Source organism: Shewanella sp. 10B, from assembly GCF_023475885.1.
GTDB lineage: Bacteria > Pseudomonadota > Gammaproteobacteria > Enterobacterales > Shewanellaceae > Shewanella > Shewanella mangrovisoli.
Genome location: NZ_JAMDJO010000001.1, coordinates 1,546,125 through 1,564,174, shown reverse-complemented (window position 1 = coordinate 1,564,174; position 18,050 = coordinate 1,546,125). Strand labels below are relative to the sequence as shown.

General features: G+C 47.2%; 15 protein-coding genes and 1 tRNA gene. 10 read left to right on the top strand and 6 right to left on the bottom strand.

The annotated features are described in order from the left end of the window. Positions 1-89 precede the first annotated feature (89 nt). The 8 genes from M0415_RS06665 to nadE all read left to right on the top strand — a co-directional run bounded on the left by M0415_RS06665 (position 90) and on the right by nadE (position 8,689). Entirely contained in the window at positions 90-419 is a 330-nt protein-coding gene (locus M0415_RS06665; RefSeq protein ID WP_047540411.1) for a YbaB/EbfC family nucleoid-associated protein, read from the top strand. A gap of 12 nt (positions 420-431) precedes the next feature. Beyond that, positions 432-1,031, top strand: coding sequence for a recombination mediator RecR (gene recR / locus M0415_RS06660; protein ID WP_249554836.1), 600 nt, complete (start codon positions 432-434; stop codon positions 1,029-1,031). A 314-nt stretch (positions 1,032-1,345) separates the two neighbouring features. Then, on the top strand, positions 1,346-3,259 hold the full coding sequence (gene htpG / locus M0415_RS06655) for a molecular chaperone HtpG (protein WP_249554838.1): 1,914 nt from the start codon (positions 1,346-1,348) through the stop codon (positions 3,257-3,259). Positions 3,260-3,376: 117 nt separating this feature from the next. Continuing rightward, on the top strand, positions 3,377-4,240 hold the full coding sequence (locus tag M0415_RS06650; RefSeq protein WP_208659072.1) for a tetratricopeptide repeat protein: 864 nt from the start codon (positions 3,377-3,379) through the stop codon (positions 4,238-4,240). Between the two features lie 141 nt (positions 4,241-4,381). After that, positions 4,382-5,026, top strand: a complete 645-nt coding sequence (adk, locus tag M0415_RS06645; RefSeq protein ID WP_220058159.1) for an adenylate kinase — start codon at positions 4,382-4,384, stop codon at positions 5,024-5,026. Positions 5,027-5,106: 80 nt separating this feature from the next. Continuing rightward, on the top strand, positions 5,107-6,153 hold the full coding sequence (hemH, locus tag M0415_RS06640; protein WP_023265733.1) for a ferrochelatase: 1,047 nt from the start codon (positions 5,107-5,109) through the stop codon (positions 6,151-6,153). A 190-nt stretch (positions 6,154-6,343) separates the two neighbouring features. Next, positions 6,344-7,648: an inosine/guanosine kinase gene (locus tag M0415_RS06635; RefSeq protein WP_249554840.1), complete on the top strand. Its 1,305-nt coding sequence runs from the start codon at positions 6,344-6,346 to the stop codon at positions 7,646-7,648. 210 nt (positions 7,649-7,858) lie between these two features. Next, positions 7,859-8,689 carry an NAD(+) synthase gene (nadE, locus tag M0415_RS06630; RefSeq protein ID WP_249554842.1) on the top strand — a complete coding sequence of 277 codons (831 nt, stop codon included), beginning with the start codon at positions 7,859-7,861 and terminating at the stop codon, positions 8,687-8,689. A gap of 126 nt (positions 8,690-8,815) precedes the next feature. Here nadE and M0415_RS06625 read toward each other — a convergent pair whose 3' ends face one another. After that, positions 8,816-9,337 (bottom strand): DUF6942 family protein, encoded by a 522-nt coding sequence (locus M0415_RS06625; protein WP_249554844.1) that lies wholly within the window; start codon positions 9,335-9,337, stop codon positions 8,816-8,818. 164 nt (positions 9,338-9,501) lie between these two features. Between M0415_RS06625 and M0415_RS06620 the strand changes: the two genes are divergently transcribed. After that, positions 9,502-10,968: an alpha/beta hydrolase gene (locus tag M0415_RS06620; RefSeq protein ID WP_249554846.1), complete on the top strand. Its 1,467-nt coding sequence runs from the start codon at positions 9,502-9,504 to the stop codon at positions 10,966-10,968. Here the strand turns inward: M0415_RS06620 and M0415_RS06615 are convergent. Next, positions 10,965-13,145: a sensor domain-containing diguanylate cyclase gene (locus M0415_RS06615; RefSeq protein WP_249554848.1), complete on the bottom strand. Its 2,181-nt coding sequence runs from the start codon at positions 13,143-13,145 to the stop codon at positions 10,965-10,967. The genes M0415_RS06620 and M0415_RS06615 overlap by 4 nt on opposite strands. Before the next feature lie 361 nt (positions 13,146-13,506). Between M0415_RS06615 and M0415_RS06610 the strand changes: the two genes are divergently transcribed. Beyond that, positions 13,507-13,583 (top strand) — tRNA-Pro (locus M0415_RS06610). A 536-nt stretch (positions 13,584-14,119) separates the two neighbouring features. On the opposite strand, the gene M0415_RS06605 is transcribed toward M0415_RS06610, so the two are convergent. The 4 genes from M0415_RS06605 to M0415_RS06590 form a co-directional block, all read right to left on the bottom strand. Next, a complete protein-coding gene (locus tag M0415_RS06605; protein ID WP_249554850.1) occupies positions 14,120-15,184 on the bottom strand; it encodes a sulfate/molybdate ABC transporter ATP-binding protein in 1,065 nt (354 codons plus the stop codon). Positions 15,185-15,211: 27 nt separating this feature from the next. Beyond that, positions 15,212-16,063 carry a sulfate ABC transporter permease subunit CysW gene (cysW, locus tag M0415_RS06600; protein ID WP_249554852.1) on the bottom strand — a complete coding sequence of 284 codons (852 nt, stop codon included), beginning with the start codon at positions 16,061-16,063 and terminating at the stop codon, positions 15,212-15,214. Positions 16,064-16,067: 4 nt separating this feature from the next. Next, positions 16,068-16,892, bottom strand: a complete 825-nt coding sequence (gene cysT, locus M0415_RS06595) for a sulfate ABC transporter permease subunit CysT (protein WP_249554854.1) — start codon at positions 16,890-16,892, stop codon at positions 16,068-16,070. A 67-nt stretch (positions 16,893-16,959) separates the two neighbouring features. Further along, positions 16,960-17,973 carry a sulfate ABC transporter substrate-binding protein gene (locus M0415_RS06590; protein WP_249554856.1) on the bottom strand — a complete coding sequence of 338 codons (1,014 nt, stop codon included), beginning with the start codon at positions 17,971-17,973 and terminating at the stop codon, positions 16,960-16,962. Positions 17,974-18,050: the final 77 nt, after the last annotated feature.

Sequence of the window (18,050 nt, the reverse complement as noted above, 5' to 3'; positions counted from 1 at the left end):
ATATCGGCATTGATTGCCAATCCCATTTATTTCAGTAAGATTAGCCAGCTTAAAAGCTTGCGACTAACCCTAATAGAAGAGAAATGACTATGTTTGGAAAAGGCGGTATGGGCAATCTGATGAAACAAGCCCAGATGATGCAAGAAAGAATGGCAAAAATGCAGGAAGAAATTGCCCGCATGGAAATGGTCGGTGAATCAGGTGCTGGCTTGGTTAAAGTGACCATGACAGGCTCACACACAGTACGTAAAGTCGAAATCGATCCAAGCTTGATGGAAGACGATAAAGAGATGCTGGAAGATTTGATTGCCGCAGCCTGTAACGATGCCGCGCGTCGTATCGAAGAAAACCAGAAAGCCAAAATGGCCGAAGTGACTGGCGGTATGCAATTACCACCAGGCATGAAAATGCCATTTTAATTGAGATAGACAATGAAATTTAGTCCCCTGCTTGACGAGTTAATTCAGTCCCTGCGCTGTTTGCCAGGGGTTGGGCCGAAATCGGCTCAACGTATGGCGTTTCAATTGCTTGAGCGCGATAGAAAAGCTGGGCTTAAATTAGCCTCTGCACTGTCGAGTGCCATGAGCGATATCGGTCATTGTCAGTCTTGCCGAACCTACACTGAAGAAAGCCTCTGTCCGATTTGTGCTAGCTATAAACGCGGTTCCTCGTCGACGATTTGTGTGGTCGAAACGCCGGCCGATGTGTTAGCCATTGAAGCGGGTGGACATTTTACCGGTCGCTACTTTGTATTGCTGGGCCATTTATCACCACTCGATGGGGTGGGACCTGAGGAGTTAGGCTTGGCGCTATTAGAGCGTCACTTAGCCTCGGGCGATGTTGCCGAGCTGATCCTTGCGACCAATCCCACGGTAGAAGGTGAGGCCACCGCCCACTTTATTGCCGATATGGCACGGCGCCATAAGGTGGTGATCAGCCGTATCGCCCACGGCGTTCCCGTAGGTGGCGAGCTGGAATATGTCGACAGCACCACCTTAGCGCTGTCCTTCAATGGGCGTATCCCGCTGTAGCGAGTGATCGCCTCAAGAGAAAACCCGCCAGCCCAGTGCTTGCGGGTTTTTATTTTATGGGCGCAGGATTATTTGAATAAAGAGTATTGAGCAGATGGTCTTAGTGTTCTTATTTATCGCGTTAGCATTCCTCATTTACGGCTGACTCCCCAAATATCTGGGCCATAGGCCGTGTTTTTGCCCCAGATTGCCTTATTTTTCGCCATTTGATCTGTGATTTTATCTCCCCCCTTGAAAAGTGGATTTACAGCCCCATTTTATTAATCACTAAGCGTTTGCTTTAACCAAATTGCGTAACAAATAAGGAAAATTTCATGTCACAACAAGAAACTCATGGTTTTCAAACTGAAGTCAAACAGCTGTTGCATTTGATGATCCATTCTTTGTATTCCAACAAAGAAATTTTCTTGCGTGAACTGGTCTCCAATGCTGCGGATGCGGCCGATAAGCTGCGTTACCTTGCGTTGACCAACGACGCGCTATACGAAGGTGACGGTGAGCTACGTGTACGCATCAGCGCAGACAAAGAAAAAGGCACTGTGACCATCGAAGACAACGGCGTAGGTATGACTCGCGATGGCGTGATTGAGCATTTAGGCACGATCGCCAAATCGGGCACCGCTGAATTCTTTAAAAACCTCTCAGGCGAAGCCTCAAAAGATTCGCAATTAATCGGCCAATTCGGTGTGGGCTTCTATTCTGCCTTTATCGTAGCGAAAAAAGTCACTGTACGCACCCGTGCGGCAGGTCATAAGGCCAATGAAGCCGTATTGTGGGAGTCGGAAGGTGAGGGCAGTTTCACCGTCGATACCATTACTAAGGCGAGCCGTGGTACCGAGATTACCCTGCACCTGCGTGATGAAGAGAAAGAGTTTGCCGATGAGTGGCGCCTGCGCTCCATCATCACTAAGTACTCAGACCATATTTCTGTACCGGTTGAAATGTGGCAGGAAGGCACCCCTGAGCGCGATGGCCCAGATGGTGAGAAAATTCCCGCAGCCGAAGGTTACTGGAAGGTCATGAACAAGGCGACTGCGCTGTGGATGCGCAATAAGTCTGAGATCAGTGACGAAGAGTACCAAGAATTTTATAAGCACATTTCCCACGACTACACAGACGCACTGCTGTGGAGCCATAACCGCGTTGAAGGTAAACAGGAATACACTAACCTGTTGTATATTCCTTCAAAAGCGCCATGGGATTTGTGGAACCGCGACCGTAAGCATGGCCTGAAACTCTTTGTTCAGCGCGTGTTTATTATGGATGACGCCGAGCAGTTTATGCCATCTTACCTGCGCTTTGTGCTGGGGTTGATTGACTCAAACGATCTGCCGCTGAACGTGTCACGCGAGATTTTACAGGACAACCACATCACCAAAGCGATGCGCACTGGTATTACTAAGCGCGTGCTGGGCATGTTGGAAAAACTGGCAAAAGACGATGCGGAAAAATACCAACAATTCTGGGCCGAATTTGGCCAAGTGTTGAAGGAAGGTCCAGCGGAAGACTTTGCAAACCGTGAACGTATTGCAGGCTTGTTGCGTTTTGCGTCTACCCATACGGGCAGCGCGGCACCGACTGTGTCACTCGATGATTACATTAGCCGCATGAAGGAAGGCCAAACCAAGATTTACTATATCGTTGCCGACAGCCACGAAGCCGCGGCCAACAGCCCACACTTAGAACTGCTGCGTAAGAAAGGCATCGAAGTGTTGTTGATGTCAGAACGTATCGATGAGTGGTTAATCAACCACTTAACTGAGTACAAAGAAAAACAATTGCACTCAGTCACCCGTGGCGAGCTGGAATTAGGTGAGCTGGAAGATGTGGCTGAGAAGGAAGCGCAGGAGAAACTCGCCGAAGAGTCTGCACCACTGATTGAGCGCATCAAAGCGGCATTAGGTGCAAGCGTGGCCGATGTGAAAGTCACCTCGCGCTTAACCGATACCCCAGCCTGTGTGGTGACGGGTGAAGGTGAAATGTCAACGCAAATGATCAAACTGATGCAGGCTGCTGGTCAGCCAGTGCCAGAGGTCAAGCCGACGTTTGAAGTAAACCCTGCGCATCCATTAGTGTCGCGCTTAAACGATCTTCAAGATGAAGCCGCCTTTGCCGATTGGTCGAATCTGTTATTGCAACAGGCGCAATTGTCGGAGAAGGGCAGCCTAGCGGACCCATCGGCCTTTATTAAGCTGATGAACCAAATGTTATTGGCAAGTCTGAAGTAACACATTCGGGGCACTTGAGTCGAGACACAAGTGCCCCGATTCACTTTTAGGCACCAAGAGTCGCATTACCCTCGGGCATTTCCTAGTAGAAGTGCCAGTTTGGGAGTAAGGAAAACCATGGACAATATCCTCGATCTAACGAAAGACAATATTCAGCAAGTGGTTGATGCTTCGATGCAGCAACTGGTGGTGATGGTGTTTTGGGCCCAGCCACAGCCGCAGAGTGTTGCCATGGTGCAAACACTCGAGCAACTTGCCGCGCAGCATGCTGGCCGTTTTGTGCTGGCGAAAGTGAACTGCGAAACTGAGCTGGAAATCGCGAACTATTTCCGCATTCAAGCACTGCCGACTACCTTAGTACTGGATAAGGGCCAGCCAATCGATGGCTTTGCGGGCATGCAGGAGGCGGCGCAGGTGAGCGCTATGCTGGAGAAACACTTGCCACCCTTATGGCAATTGCAGCTTGAGCAAGCCAAAGCCCTGTTAGCCTTAACCCAAGTATCGGCGGAGGATTTAACTACTGCGGCTGTGTTACTGAAAGACGCCTATAGCGCCTCACATCAGGCGGCTGAGGTGAGTTTGGTGCTCGCCGATGTGTATTTGATGCAGGGTGAACTCGCCCAAGCGCAAACTTTACTCGAACAGATTGGTCTTGCCGACCAAGACGGTTATTACCAAAGCTTAAAGGCAAAATTAACCCTTGCCTTGGATGCGGCGGACACGCCAGAAATTCGTGATTTGCAGCAGAAGTTCGAGCATAATCCGCAGGATTTAGTGTTATTACTCGAACTTTGTAAGGCCCTGCATTCGGCCCACCGAGACGAAGAAGCGCTCGCGCATTTATACAGTGTGTTATCTAAGGATTTAACTGCTGAAAATGGCAAGGTAAAACAAGTCTTTATGGAAATTTTAACGGCACTTGGGCAAGGCAATAGTCTGGCGAATCAGTACCGCCGTAAGCTCTATACCTTGCTTTATTAAAGATTAAATTGGCCGCAAAACTGCGATTTATTTACGGTTTCTGAGGCTAAAGTCGAAGCTAAAAGCCTTCTCAATGGCGGCCAGATGTGCGAAGATCGCCGCCCTAAGAAGAATATCAATGCGAAAAAGAGGACTCTTGAGATGCGCATTATCCTATTGGGCGCCCCAGGTGCCGGTAAAGGTACCCAGGCCCAGTTCATTATGGAACAGTATGGTATCCCACAAATTTCTACTGGCGACATGTTACGTGCTGCCGTTAAAGCCGGTACTCCGCTGGGTTTAGAAGCGAAGAAAGTGATGGATGCAGGCCAACTGGTTTCTGATGATCTGATCATTGGACTGGTTAAAGAGCGTATCGCACAGGACGACTGTGTTAAAGGTTTCCTGTTGGACGGTTTCCCACGCACTATCCCACAAGCGGATGCGATGGCGGCAAACGGTATCAGCATTGATCACGTGATCGAAATCGATGTGCCAGACGAAGAAATCGTTAAGCGCATGAGCGGTCGTCGCGTTCACCCAGGTTCTGGCCGTGTTTACCACGTGGTATTCAATCCACCTAAAGTGGAAGGCAAGGACGATGTGACTGGCGAAGACTTAGCAATTCGTCCAGATGACGAAGAAGCCACAGTGCGCAAACGTTTAGGCATTTACCACGAGCAAACTAAGCCATTGGTTGAATACTATGGCAAAGTGGCTGCGGCGGGTAACACTCAATACCACAAATTCGATGGTACTCAGTCGGTAGCGGCAGTGAGTGAACAGTTAGCCAGCGTGCTGAAATAAGCATCATTCGCTAAATTCGAGAACAAGTTCTCATATTAGGAAAAAGCCTGCGATTGCAGGCTTTTTTTATTGGCGATCGAATGTTAGCCTGCCGAGGTATTTGGCTGATAAAAGGTAACACATTGACTTCTCCCTCTCCTGCGTTTGGCGTGTTATTGGTCAATCTCGGCACGCCCGATGAACCCACTCCCAAAGCGGTTAAGCGATTCCTCAAACAGTTTTTAAGTGATCCTCGGGTCGTCGATTTGTCCCCTTGGCTGTGGCAGCCGATTTTGCAGGGGATAATCCTTAACACCCGACCCGCCAAGGTGGCCAAACTTTATCAGAGCGTGTGGACGGAGCAGGGCTCGCCGCTAATGGTGATAAGCGAGCAGCAGGCACAAAAATTAGCCACGGATCTGAGCGCGACCTTTAATCAAACCATTCCGGTGGAACTGGGCATGAGCTATGGCAATCCTTCGATTGAGAGCGGCTTTGCCAAACTCAAGGCCCAAGGCGCCGAACGTATCGTGGTGCTGCCGCTGTATCCGCAGTATTCCTGCTCAACCGTCGCCAGTGTGTTCGATGCGGTGGCGCAGTATTTTACCCAAGTGCGTGACATTCCTGAGCTGCGTTTTAGCAAACAGTATTTTGACCATGAAGCCTATATCGCGGCCTTAGCGCATTCGGTGAAACGCCATTGGAAAACCCATGGGCAGGCCGACAAGTTAATTCTATCCTTCCACGGTATTCCGCTGCGGTATGCCACTGAAGGCGATCCCTATCCTGAGCAGTGCCGCGCGACGGCCAAGTTACTGGCGCAGGCGCTGGAGTTAACCGAAGGACAATGGCAGGTGTGTTTCCAATCCCGCTTCGGTAAAGAAGAGTGGTTAACCCCCTATGCCGATGAGCTGCTGGCCGATTTACCCCGTCAAGGCGTAAAAAGTGTCGATGTGATTTGCCCAGCCTTTGCCACCGATTGCCTTGAAACCTTAGAAGAGATTTCGATTGGCGGTAAAGAGACTTTCCTGCATGCGGGCGGCGAGGCCTATCACTTTATTCCCTGTTTAAATGATGATGAGCTCCATATCGAGCTGCTCAGGCAACTGGTGCAAGAACAAGCTCAACCATGGATACGCGCAGAGTGACGGTAAATTTCTCCTGTTGAAACCGAAACACGGCCTAGTTTCATGCTGATTTTATGGTAGAATCTGCGCCCTTTGTGGCTCGGGAGTGGATTTTTTATCTCTCTAGCCTAGACTCATTATTTTTAGGACACGATGAGCCAACGCTCGTTGTAATGCCCATTAGCATGGATGCCAGGAAAAGAGAGCCACTATGAAGTTTCCCGGTCAGCGCAAATCGAAACATTATTTTCCGGTCAAAACCCGTGACCCACTGCTTGAGCAATTAACCCAGCAACCTCAACCTTTTGCGACCTATATCAGCGGTATCGATCAAACCTTAGTGGATATCGAAGCCAAGGTAGAGGATGAGTTGCTCGGGCGTTATGGTTTACCCAAGGGTAATTCGACGCTTATCAATGATGAGCAAGCGCACGCCCTGTATACCGAGCTGAAACAAAACGATTTAATCAGCGATGAGTTTGCGGGCGGCACTATTGGTAACACAGTGCACAATTATTCTATTTTGGCCGATGACCGCTCAGTATTATTTGGAGTGATGAGCCAAAATATCGAAGTCGGCAGTTATGCTTACCGTTATCTTTGTAACACCTCCTCAAAGGTTGACCTTAACTTCCTGCAACCCGTCGATGGTCCTATTGGCCGTTGTTTTACCCTGATTTCGGATTGTGGTGAGCGTACCTTTGCGATCAGCAAAGGGGCGATGGATAAGTTAACTCCTGAATATATTGATAAAGACGTAGTGCAGGGCAGCTCTGCCTTGGTATTAACAGCCTATTTAATGCGCGCCAGCGGCGGCGACAGGATCACCGATGCGGCCATGTGCGCAATTGAATACGCTAAAGCGGCCGAAGTCCCCGTGGTATTGACCTTAGGCACACGCTTCTTAATCGAAGAAGATCCCGTTTGGTGGCAAAACTTTATCCAAGAGCATGTGACCATTTTGGCGATGAACGAAGATGAAGGTGAGGCCTTAACCGGATTTCGCGATCCGCTGCTTGCCAGTGAAAAAGCCCTCGAGTGGTGTGATATGGTGTTAACCACCGCAGGCCCCATCGGGCTTTATACTGCAGGTTATACCGATGATGCCGAAAAGCGTGAAACCAGCCATACACTGCTGCCCGGTGCTATCCCCGAATTTAACCGTTATGAGTTCTCGCGTCCGAAGCTGAAGCGTGACTGCGAAAACCCGATTAAAGTGTTTGCCCATATTTCGCCTTACATGGGCGGCCCAGAGAAAATCGGCAACACTAATGGTGCTGGTGATGGCGCGTTGTCGGCGTTGTTGCATGACTTGGCGGCCAATACCTTCCACAAGACCAATGTGCCAGGCTCAAGCAAGCACAAGCGTGATGGTCTGTGTTATTCGTCATTCTCGCAAATTTGTAAGTACGCAAACCGCGTGGCTTACGAGGTGTTGGCGCAGCATAGTCCGCGTCTCTCCCGCGGTTTACCTGAGCGTGAAGACAGCTTAGAAGAATCTTACTGGGAAAGATAAGTCAGTACTGGCTTGAGTAAATAAGGGCAATGGCGGCAAACCGTTATTGCCCTTGTTGTTTTTGGGGATAGACGAAAACTTGAGCCAATGACGTTTTCTCAACAATTAACCCTGTGGATGTTAATTTTTGCTACAGGCAGACCCGAATAAATGATAACGTTAGCCCAATCACTGCTCCCAATAACAGCGAATATTAAGGTGGAATTTTCGGTGAAAGCGCAGATCTTAACAGAAATGAAGGTACTCAAGACCATCGATCCTGAGTTCGAAGTGCAGCGCCGTGTGGCGTTTATTAAATCTAAACTGCAAGCTGCCCGCAGCAAAGCCTTGGTCCTTGGGATCAGCGGAGGTGTGGATTCTTCCACAGCGGGGCGTTTATGCCAGTTGGCCGTTGATAGCCTCAATAGCGAGCATCCTGACAGCGGTTATCAATTTATTGCGGTGCGCTTACCCTATCAAATTCAAAAAGATGAGCATGAAGCTCAGCAAGCTTGCCAGTTTATTCAGCCGACCAAATTAGTCACTATTAATGTGCACCAAGGAGTTGATGGCGTGCATCAGGCGACTTTAACTGCCTTTGTCGAAGCGGGATTGCATTCACCGGACGCGGCTAAAGTCGATTTTATTAAAGGTAACGTGAAAGCGCGCATGCGCATGATTGCCCAGTATGAGTTAGCCGGTTTAGTGGGCGGGCTTGTGGTGGGAACCGATCATAGCGCTGAGAATATCACTGGTTTTTATACCAAATGGGGCGATGGCGCCTGCGATCTTGCGCCTTTATTTGGCCTCAACAAACGCCAAGTGCGCCAGGTGGCGGCATATTTGGGCGCGCCAGAGTCATTAGTCTATAAAGCGCCAACCGCGGATTTGGAAGACAATCAACCGCTACTGGAAGATGAAGTCGCGCTTGGACTGACCTACGAGCAAATCGATGATTTCCTTGAAGGGAAAGAAGTCGGCAAGGATGTTGAAGAAAAACTTATCAATATCTACAAGGCCACGCAGCATAAGCGTCAACCTATCCCCACTATTTACGATTAATTAAGACGGTTATCGTTTGAACATTAACGAAAAGCACCCTAATGGGGTGCTTTTTTTTATGTGCGAAATTAATGCTATCTCGCCAAATTGAATTGAGCCTATTTGGATCAAGCTGAGTCCTATTCTTTAGCTTTGTTTCGCTTGGAGATGGTTACGCGTCAGGGCAATCAAAGCGTTTGAGTATTGGCGATAGTCTAAATAAGGCGTGAGCAGTACACAGCTTAAGTGTCGAGACTGCGACTGGAGCACTGCCGTGACGTCTTGCAGTTTAGCCTGTGAGTCTTGCATTAATTGCTGTTTGGTTGTTTGCAACGCGTCAGTAGCGATATGGCTCTCGGCTGCAATCCCCAATGCCGTGGCGGCAGCTTGCCCACAGACAATATGGATATTGGCATGTGGCGAGAGGGCATTGGCACCTATCAGCAGCATTTGCTGCTGTTTGAGTAATAAGTTGTCGCGATAATCGCGCCAATCCTCACTGGGAGCGCAAATTTTTGCCATAATTGTGAAGATCTTACGCCAGTGATTGCCATTTAAGGCAATGAGTTCTGCTATCGCGTTATCTTGCTCCCAATGCCAATCTTCAGGCATGAGTGGGGGATTGGGGAGATAAAACGCATAGGTCGCTGTGGCTGGGCCAATGTGCATAAGAGTCGAATATGGGAGTCAAAGTGGGGCGGATCTTACCCTAACTTAGGAATACGGCTGAAACTAAATTGTCGCGAGATCAAATCTTAAATATGAAAGTTGAGGTTTTTTTTTATCTAACCTTATAATCTGATTGCGCATTTTATGGGATCCAAGGGACGAGAATGAAAGCCATCATCATAGGCTCAACCAAGCATTTATTTTTCGCGGCATTTTATGCCTGTTTGGGGATTGCCGTCGCCCTGTTGGTGACAGGCATACATTTTCTCAATGCCAGACCCGATCTCTCCCTCTGGCACACCACTGAACTTAAAAACGAGTTTCGCTACAACACCAAATTAGACAAATTCAGTGATTACATCGCCTTAGAAGATAAGTTATTTGCCGAAGTGGAGAATAAAGTCCTTAAAAAAGTGTCGGCGACGGATGCTTCACCCGTGAATCGCTACGTTAAAAACAGTCTGTCGGATCCCGCCCGTTGGCCCCATAACTGGAATCGCACCTTCGAGTGGCCTAAGGCCGATGCGCCCTTTGGTGTACTGTTGCTCCATGGTATGTCCGATTCGCCCTATGCCATGTCCAATGTGGCGGCACATTTTAAGGGTAAAGCCCATGTACTTGGCTTAAGACTCCCTGGCCATGGCACCATTCCGAGTGGTTTGACGAGCCTCTACTGGCAGGACTTAGCCGCCGCGGTGAATTTAGCAACGGCACATATGAAACAAGAGCTTAAAGGTAAACCGCTGTTTGTGATTGGCTTTTCAACGGGCGCCGCAGTAGCGCTTAACCACGAGTTAGAGCTTATTAATCAGGAAAAAGATCCCGATTATGCGGGGATGATTTTTATGTCGCCCGCCATTGGGCTTGCACCGATTGCAGCGGCGGCCCGTTGGCAGAGTTGGATTGGCCGTTTACTCGATTTAGATAAATTGCAGTGGAACAGTATTCAGATGGAATACGATCCCTTTAAATACACCTCTTTTGCGGTAAACGCAGGCGATGTGGTTTATCAATTAGCGCTGCGTAATCAAAGTCTATTGAGTGGGCTAACGCCTGCACAACGTGAACATATTCCTGACATATTAACCTTTCAATCTGTCGCCGATGCGACGGTTTCAAGTGCCGCGGTAGTGAACCTGCTTTACCAAGTGCTACCCGAGAAAGGCCATGAGTTAGTGTTGTTTGATATGAACCGTACCGTGATCAACAGTAAATTGATGGCAAATGATCCGCTGCTCGCGTTATTACCAGCATCCTCCGATACTATCCATTACCGTGGCACCTTGATTGAAAATCAGGATAGCGAGACGACTCAGGTTCAAGCGCGAGAGTTTGGCATTATGCCTCAAGATAATAGTGTGCCAGCGCTGCAAAGCTTATCTTTGCATTGGCCTGCGGGGGTGTATTCTCTGTCCCATGTGGCCTTACCCTTTAATGAAGATGATGGATTATACGGCATTAAAACCAATGAGAAATTACACCGGATCCAAATTGGCGCTGCCTCATCCCGTGGCGAGCGTGGAGTGTATAGCGTGCCTGCCGCGGAAATGTTACGCCAAAAATGGAATCCGTTTTTCCCCTATATGCTGACGCGAATTGACCAATATCGCGCCGCGCATATGCCCGATTAAACTGTGACTAGGGTGCAAACCACGCAGTTGCGCCCTTGTTCCTTAGCCTTATACAGGTTCTCATCCGCCTGTTTTAACCAAACTTCAAGCGTTGAGCTGTAAGCGGCATCGGCAATGATGGCGCCTATGCTGACGGTGACACTAAAAGTGACATGATCGGCTGGGTTCGTAATGACCACGCTGGCGAGTTTTTCGCGGAAGGCATTAAGATGTTGCTCAACTTTCAAGGTATTACACATAGGTAATATCAAGACAAACTCTTCACCACCGTAACGGCAGAGCAAATCGACATCACGCTTAAAGTGACTCGTTAACACTTCTGCCATGACCCGTAGGCACTCATCACCCGCCAGATGGCCGTAGGTGTCATTCACTTTTTTAAAGAAGTCAAGGTCGAGTAATACTACGGCAATGGCATCTTGGCCCCGTTCACACAAGTCTTGAATTTTCAGGAATTGCTTCTCGGTATAACGTCGATTGTACAAATTGGTGAGGGAATCCCGCTCTGCCATATCTTTGAGTTTGCGGTTAGCGATTTCCAAATCCATAGTGCGCTGTGCCACTTTATCTTCTAACTCGAGTTGATGGCTAAGCAGCGCTTGCTGATTGGCTTCTAAGCTCTCGTACAGGCTATAGATTTCCTTTGGCGTACTGTTATCGAGTAGCTCGTGTTCAAACTTTTCCTCATTGATACTGCCGTCTTTCTTTTGGCTAAAATGTTGCGCCAGTAAGGCGAGGGGAGTAGTCGTTAAACGGCTGATTGCTTTGGCGATAATAATGGCGCCGACCATACTGAGTAACAGTAGCACTATGGTCTTAGTATATTGCTCTTGGGCTAAGGTAAGCAGAGGGATAAACGGCTCAACCACATACAAATACCAACCATTTTTGAGTTTATGGTGGGCGTAAATATATTCAGGCGTTTCGGTATCCTCCTGATTGATATTCATCAGCTGTAATCGCGTGCGATACTCAGTGCTGCCCGTGACATAGTTGAAAGGGGTTAAGGGTTGTAGACCGAGTCTTTCCGAGGCGTAAACAATATTTTTCTTCTCATCCAATAAGATAATGGATTGCGTCTCATGGTGTTGATTTTGCTTATCAATATTGGAGAAGTAACTTAAATCGAGACTGCCCTCAACAATGCCAATCGCAGTTTTAGACTCTTCTTTAAATATGGGGGCACTGATGGCGATGATGATGTCCTTGCCGAGCCCACGGCCAATAAATACCGGTGAGACAAAGGTGTTATGGTGAATAAAAGCTTGGATAAAGTAATCCCTATCCAGCACATTCACTTTTTGTGGTAACAGCTTAACTTGGTTAAGTTTCTCAAGCGGGCTGCCCGCCACTATGTCGCCATCTTCATTGGCGATAAACATAGTCGTAAAACTGGGGGTTAACCCTTGAACACTATCGAGGACGAGTTGCCATTGTTCGAATGGCAAACCCGATACGCTGATAAATTTACCTATGCTGGCAATAGTACGGGTGTTAGTGCTGATATAAGTTTCGGTGGCGTGGCCAAGGGAGATCCCTGTGTCATTGAGGTTTTGATTAATCAACACCTGTTGTTTATCCATAAAATAATGATTAAACACGAGGGATGAGGTCAGTAAGCTGATGGTGGTAATCAAAATAAACAGATAGCTAAGCTGCGCACTCATGGTTCGGCGAGTATGGTTTACCAGCTTATCTTTTAAGTGCCACAAACTGGGGAGTGCCACCACACAAAGCTCACCTAAGGTAGTGTAGAAAATGCCATTAAAAGCTTGTTTTACCGTGGTAAAGGGAATGTGGTAAGTCGGCATCCCCGTGATGAGCCACAGGTATAAGCCCATTAATGGCAAGCCTAATAACAGCCAATAACAAATGCTGGCGTAGAGTATGGGGAAGTCTCTGCGCCGCGCAAACCCTAACCACAGCGCCTCAAGCAAAAACACCAGATACACGTGGGCACTGGACCAAGCCAACATCAAACCCGTTGCCGTAAATAGGGCTGTAAACAGGGCATACCAAGGCCCGAGTAAGATGGCCACAATCACCACCGCCACGTTGCCTAAAATAAGCTGGACGTTGGCAAAAAGTGGAATAGGGTAGATGTTGAGCACTAAACCCAGTAGGCCGAGAAAGGTGGCTAACTTTAGATGGGCAATATTCAGAGCTGATACACGCAAAGATAAGTCCCTTTAGTCAAAATTATGCTTAAAAAGCAATCGATTGCACTGAAACTATAAATTATATCTAGCTTAGCAGAAGTTTCTTAATTTGATATTGAACAGGTGGCTTAAGTTTGGTCTTAGCTCACAGTCTGGCATTCATCATGGTTTTACCTGCTATAGGCTATATGGTTTCTGGCAAAAATTCGCCACACAGACCAGAAACTAAGCAGTTGATCAAACTCATCTCACTAAGCACTTGCACAGAGGCGAGGCAATTGCTAAAGTCTGGCTCACTTAAGGTGAACCCCACTCAATAGCATCTTAAGTAACAAGTGCTTAAGCTTATCTAAGATAATTTATTTAAGCACGACATTTTCGGTATGTAGCGCAGCCCGGTAGCGCACTGTCATGGGGTGTCAGGGGTCGGAGGTTCGAATCCTCTCATACCGACCAAATTCATAAACAATAAAGCCTGCAATCTTAATCAGTTGCGGGCTTTTTTGTGTCTGTGATTTGCATTGAAGTGGTGTATTTACGTTTTGTATATGGGGAATACAACCGAGTTATTAATAACTTAGGGAGTTTTCGTTGGTATGGCTTATGGCAATCAATGGTATGTCAAATAGCGAACGCTCGCCTCGCTAATCACCAAGGCTCACCTGTTTAGCATCGGTATACCCTGTAGGTTTAAAGAAATGCTAGGCAGTTTTGGGACAAACCTTGTTAGTCTTTTTACTCTAATTAATTGATTTCGGATTAATATTTTTAGAAAATAATTTAAAGTTAGTATCAAAACCTATAAAGAATCCATCTCTCTACTTTATAAGAATGATCTATTTGGTCAAAACTAGCAGCAGACTGAGCAGTTTAAAGCAGTAGAAGTACTCACCAATAAACAGCAGAAGCGCTCAATTGTACCTAGGTCACTAACTGGTGGTGCTGCACCTAATTTAGTGCCCAACTTTTCAATCGCATCCAAGTATTAATCGTTAAATGCCTTCGCCTAAAAAGACTTTGGTATAGCGTGGCTGGATCCAAGCGCTATCACCTTTGTTTATGCCAAGCTGTTTAAATTGCACTTTAGATAATTCAACATGGATCAATTGGTTATCTAGCTCAGTTAGAACTTCTAATCTCACTGCAGGGCCAACTATGGTCACTAAGTCTAAACTGACTTTAAGGGCGTTTTCAGTTGGTTGTGTCAGTACCTCGATTTCGTGTGGGCGTACATAGGCCAAGCCTTGTTGCTCTTCGCTAATTGTGTGCTCTGGTGAGGAAATGTTGATATTGCCTATAGTGCTATGCCCTTGTTTTACCCGGGCATGAAAGAGGTTCACATTACCAAGAAACTCATACACGAAAGGATTACTGGGATTGTCATAGACTTCTTCAGGCGTACCTTGCTGCTCAATACGACCTTGATTCATCACCACGATTTTGTCTGCGACTTCGAGTGCCTCTTCCTGATCATGGGTCACAAAAACAGTAGTGACATTAATTTCATCGTGTAAGCGTCTGAGCCAGCGGCGTAATTCGGCCCGAACTTTTGCATCGAGCGCGCCAAAGGGTTCGTCTAACAGTAGAACCTTAGGTTCGACCGCAAGCGCGCGGGCGAGAGCGATACGTTGTCTTTGACCGCCTGAAAGTTGTGATGGATAACGATTAGCGGTCCAATCTAATTGAACGAGTTTGAGTAATGAATGCACCTTATCTGCAATGTCTGCCTTAGTCGGACGTGTCTTTCGTGCTCTGACTGTGAGTCCATAGGCGACATTTTCGAATACAGTCATATGTTTAAATAGGGCGTAATGTTGGAATACAAAACCGACACCGCGTTCACTCACATGCTGTGTGGTGATGTCTTCGCCATTAAATCTGACTATGCCACTGTCGGCCTGTTCGAGTCCGGCAATAATCCTGAGTAAAGTTGTTTTGCCTGAGCCGGATGGACCTAAAAGGGCCGTCAGCTCTCCGGTTTTGATCTCTAAATTGACCGAGTCAACAGCAACAAAATCACTAAAACGCTTATTAACTTGTTGAATGTGTATACTCATAATGCTCTGTTCCCAAGGACGTTGCGTTTAGTTAATTTGATGTTTGCGCTCATCTTTCCACTCCACAAGGCTTTTCAGCACGATAGTGACCAGTGCTAAACCTGTGAGCAGGGATGACACGGCAAACGCGGCCGTAAACATGTATTCGTTATAAAGCACTTCTATGTGTAGCGGCATAGTATTGGTCTCACCGCGAATGCGCCCAGAGACCACAGCTACCGCACCAAACTCCCCCATAGCGCGTGCATTACACAGGATCACGCCGTAGAGTAAGCCCCACTTAATGTTCGGCAGTGTGACGAACCAAAAGGTCTTTAAACCACTGGCGCCTAAGGTGAGTGAGGCCTCTTCTTCATCTTTGCCCTGTTGCTGCATCAGTGGAATGAGTTCACGGGCAATAAAGGGTAAAGTGCCGAACATGATGACAATGACTATGCCCGGAACGGCAAAAATCACTTTTAAATCATGGGCAGCAAGCCAAGGCCCAAACCAACCTTGGGCACCGAAGAGGATCACAAAAATCAGCCCGACCACGACGGGTGAAATGGCGAAGGGCATATCGATTATCGAGATCAGTATGGTTTTGCCTCTAAACTCAAATTTAGCAATAGCCCAAGCAATGGCGACACCAAAAATAGCATTGGTCGGTACAACAATAATTAACACTAACAAGGTGAGGCGAATGGAAGCGAGCGCATCGGGATCGGTCACGGCTTGCCACCAGACCTGGAGACCTGCTTCGAAGGCGCCGTAGAGCACAACCGCTAATGGCAAAACCAGAAACAGTGCGAGAAAGCTTAATGCGATCCCGATTAAACTCCACTTAATCCAAGGTGCCTCAGTGGTAGCGTGATAATTTACAGTCGATATTTGGCCCATAGACCTAACCTCTTTTACTCGCCCACCACTGTAGGCTATTAATTAATAACAATAAGAGGAAAGCTGCTACGAGCATGACCACCCCGATAGCCGCTGCGCCGTTATAGTCATATTGCTCAGCTTTGGACACTATCAGTAGCGGAGTAATTTCAGTGCGATAGGGCAAATTGCCCGAGATAAAAATGACGGAACCATATTCGCCCACAGCACGTGCAAAGGCTAAGGCATAACCCGTTAATAATGCAGGTAATACCGCAGGTAGGATCACTCTTCTTATGGTGGTTAATCGATTAGCACCGAGGGATGCAGAGGCTTCTTCAAGTTCCTTTGAAAAGTCTGCTAAAACCGGTTGTACTGTTCGTACGACAAAGGGCAATCCAATGTAAGTTAAGGCAATCACAACGCCAATTTGACTGTAGGCGACTTTAATGCCCCATAAATGTAAATATTGACCTACCCACCCGGTAGTCGAATAAAGCGTTACGAGCGCGATACCTGCGACAGCCGTCGGTAAGGCAAAAGGCAGATCGACTAAAGCATCGACCACTTTTTTACCCAAAAATTGATAACGTACTAACACCCAAGCGACAAGAGTCCCAAAAATGGCATTAATGCTGGCGCCAATAAAAGACGCCGTAAATGACAGCTTGTATGAGGCTACAACCTGAGGATGACTAATTGCGACCCAAAAGTCAGCCCAACTCATTTGCAGCGTAAACAGAACTAATCCGGCTACAGGAATAAGAAACAGCAAACTTAAATATAAAACTGAGAAGCCTAAGGTAATACCAAATCCAGGTAGCACAGATTTTATGACAACCTTGCTCATATCATTATTCCGTAGCGAGATAAGTGAAACTCTGGGCGGTTTCGTATGAGTGAAACAGCGTAAAAGATTACTTGCTAATCTTGGTTAAAATAGAATCGAATTGACCACCATCATTAAAATGCGTTTTTTGTGCTTTGTTCCAGCCACCAAAAACCTCATCAATGGTAAAGAGCGTCAGTTGTGGAAACTTGTCTTTGTATTGCAACGCAATGTCTGGATTTGTCGGGCGATAAAAGTGTTTTGCGGCTAAGTGTTGTGCTTCATCAGTATAGAGATGTGCTAAGTAAGCTTCTGCTAACTTACGTGTCCCTTTGCGATCGACATTTTTATCTACCACTGTTACTGGTGGTTCAGCAAGAATGCTGACACTTGGAACAATAATTTCAAATTCACCTTTTCCTAACTGCTCAACTGATAATATGGCTTCATTTTCCCAAGCGATGAACACATCGCCAATGTTACGCTGTACAAAGGTATTGGTTGCGCCACGGGCGCCAGAGTCCAGCACTGGTACATTTTTATAAATCTGAGTGACAAACTCTAACGCTTTTTCTTCTGAGCCGTATTGCTTCAGTGCATAACCCCAAGCGGCTAGATAATTCCAGCGCGCCCCGCCTGAAGTCTTAGGATTTGGGGTAATGACTTCGACACCTTCACGAACTAAGTCATTCCAGTCATGGATATTTTTGGGATTCCCCTTGCGAACCAATAGCACAATGGTCGAGGTATAGGGCGAGCTATTGTGTGGCAGACGACTTTGCCAATTTTCTGGAATTAAATCCGCTTTTTGCCTTAATGCATCAACATCATAGGCCAGTGCAAGTGTGACAATATCTGCTTCTAATCCATCAATAACTGAGCGAGCTTGCGAGCCTGAACCACCGTGAGATTGACGTATGGTTGGGGCTTTATGGCCTTGTTTTTGCCAATATTGGCTGAAGATTTGGTTATATTCCCGATAAAATTCACGGGTTGGATCATAGGAAACATTCAATAGCGTATCTTCAGCGAGTGCGAGAAAACTAGCCGAGGCCAAAACTACGGTAAGTGTTGCTTTTTGTAGGTGAGATAAAATATTCATACCGAAATCCTCATATTACTTAATAAGGCTTCCGGTTGACCGGTCAGCGATGTGGTCTAACTGTGTTGATTGGGTGG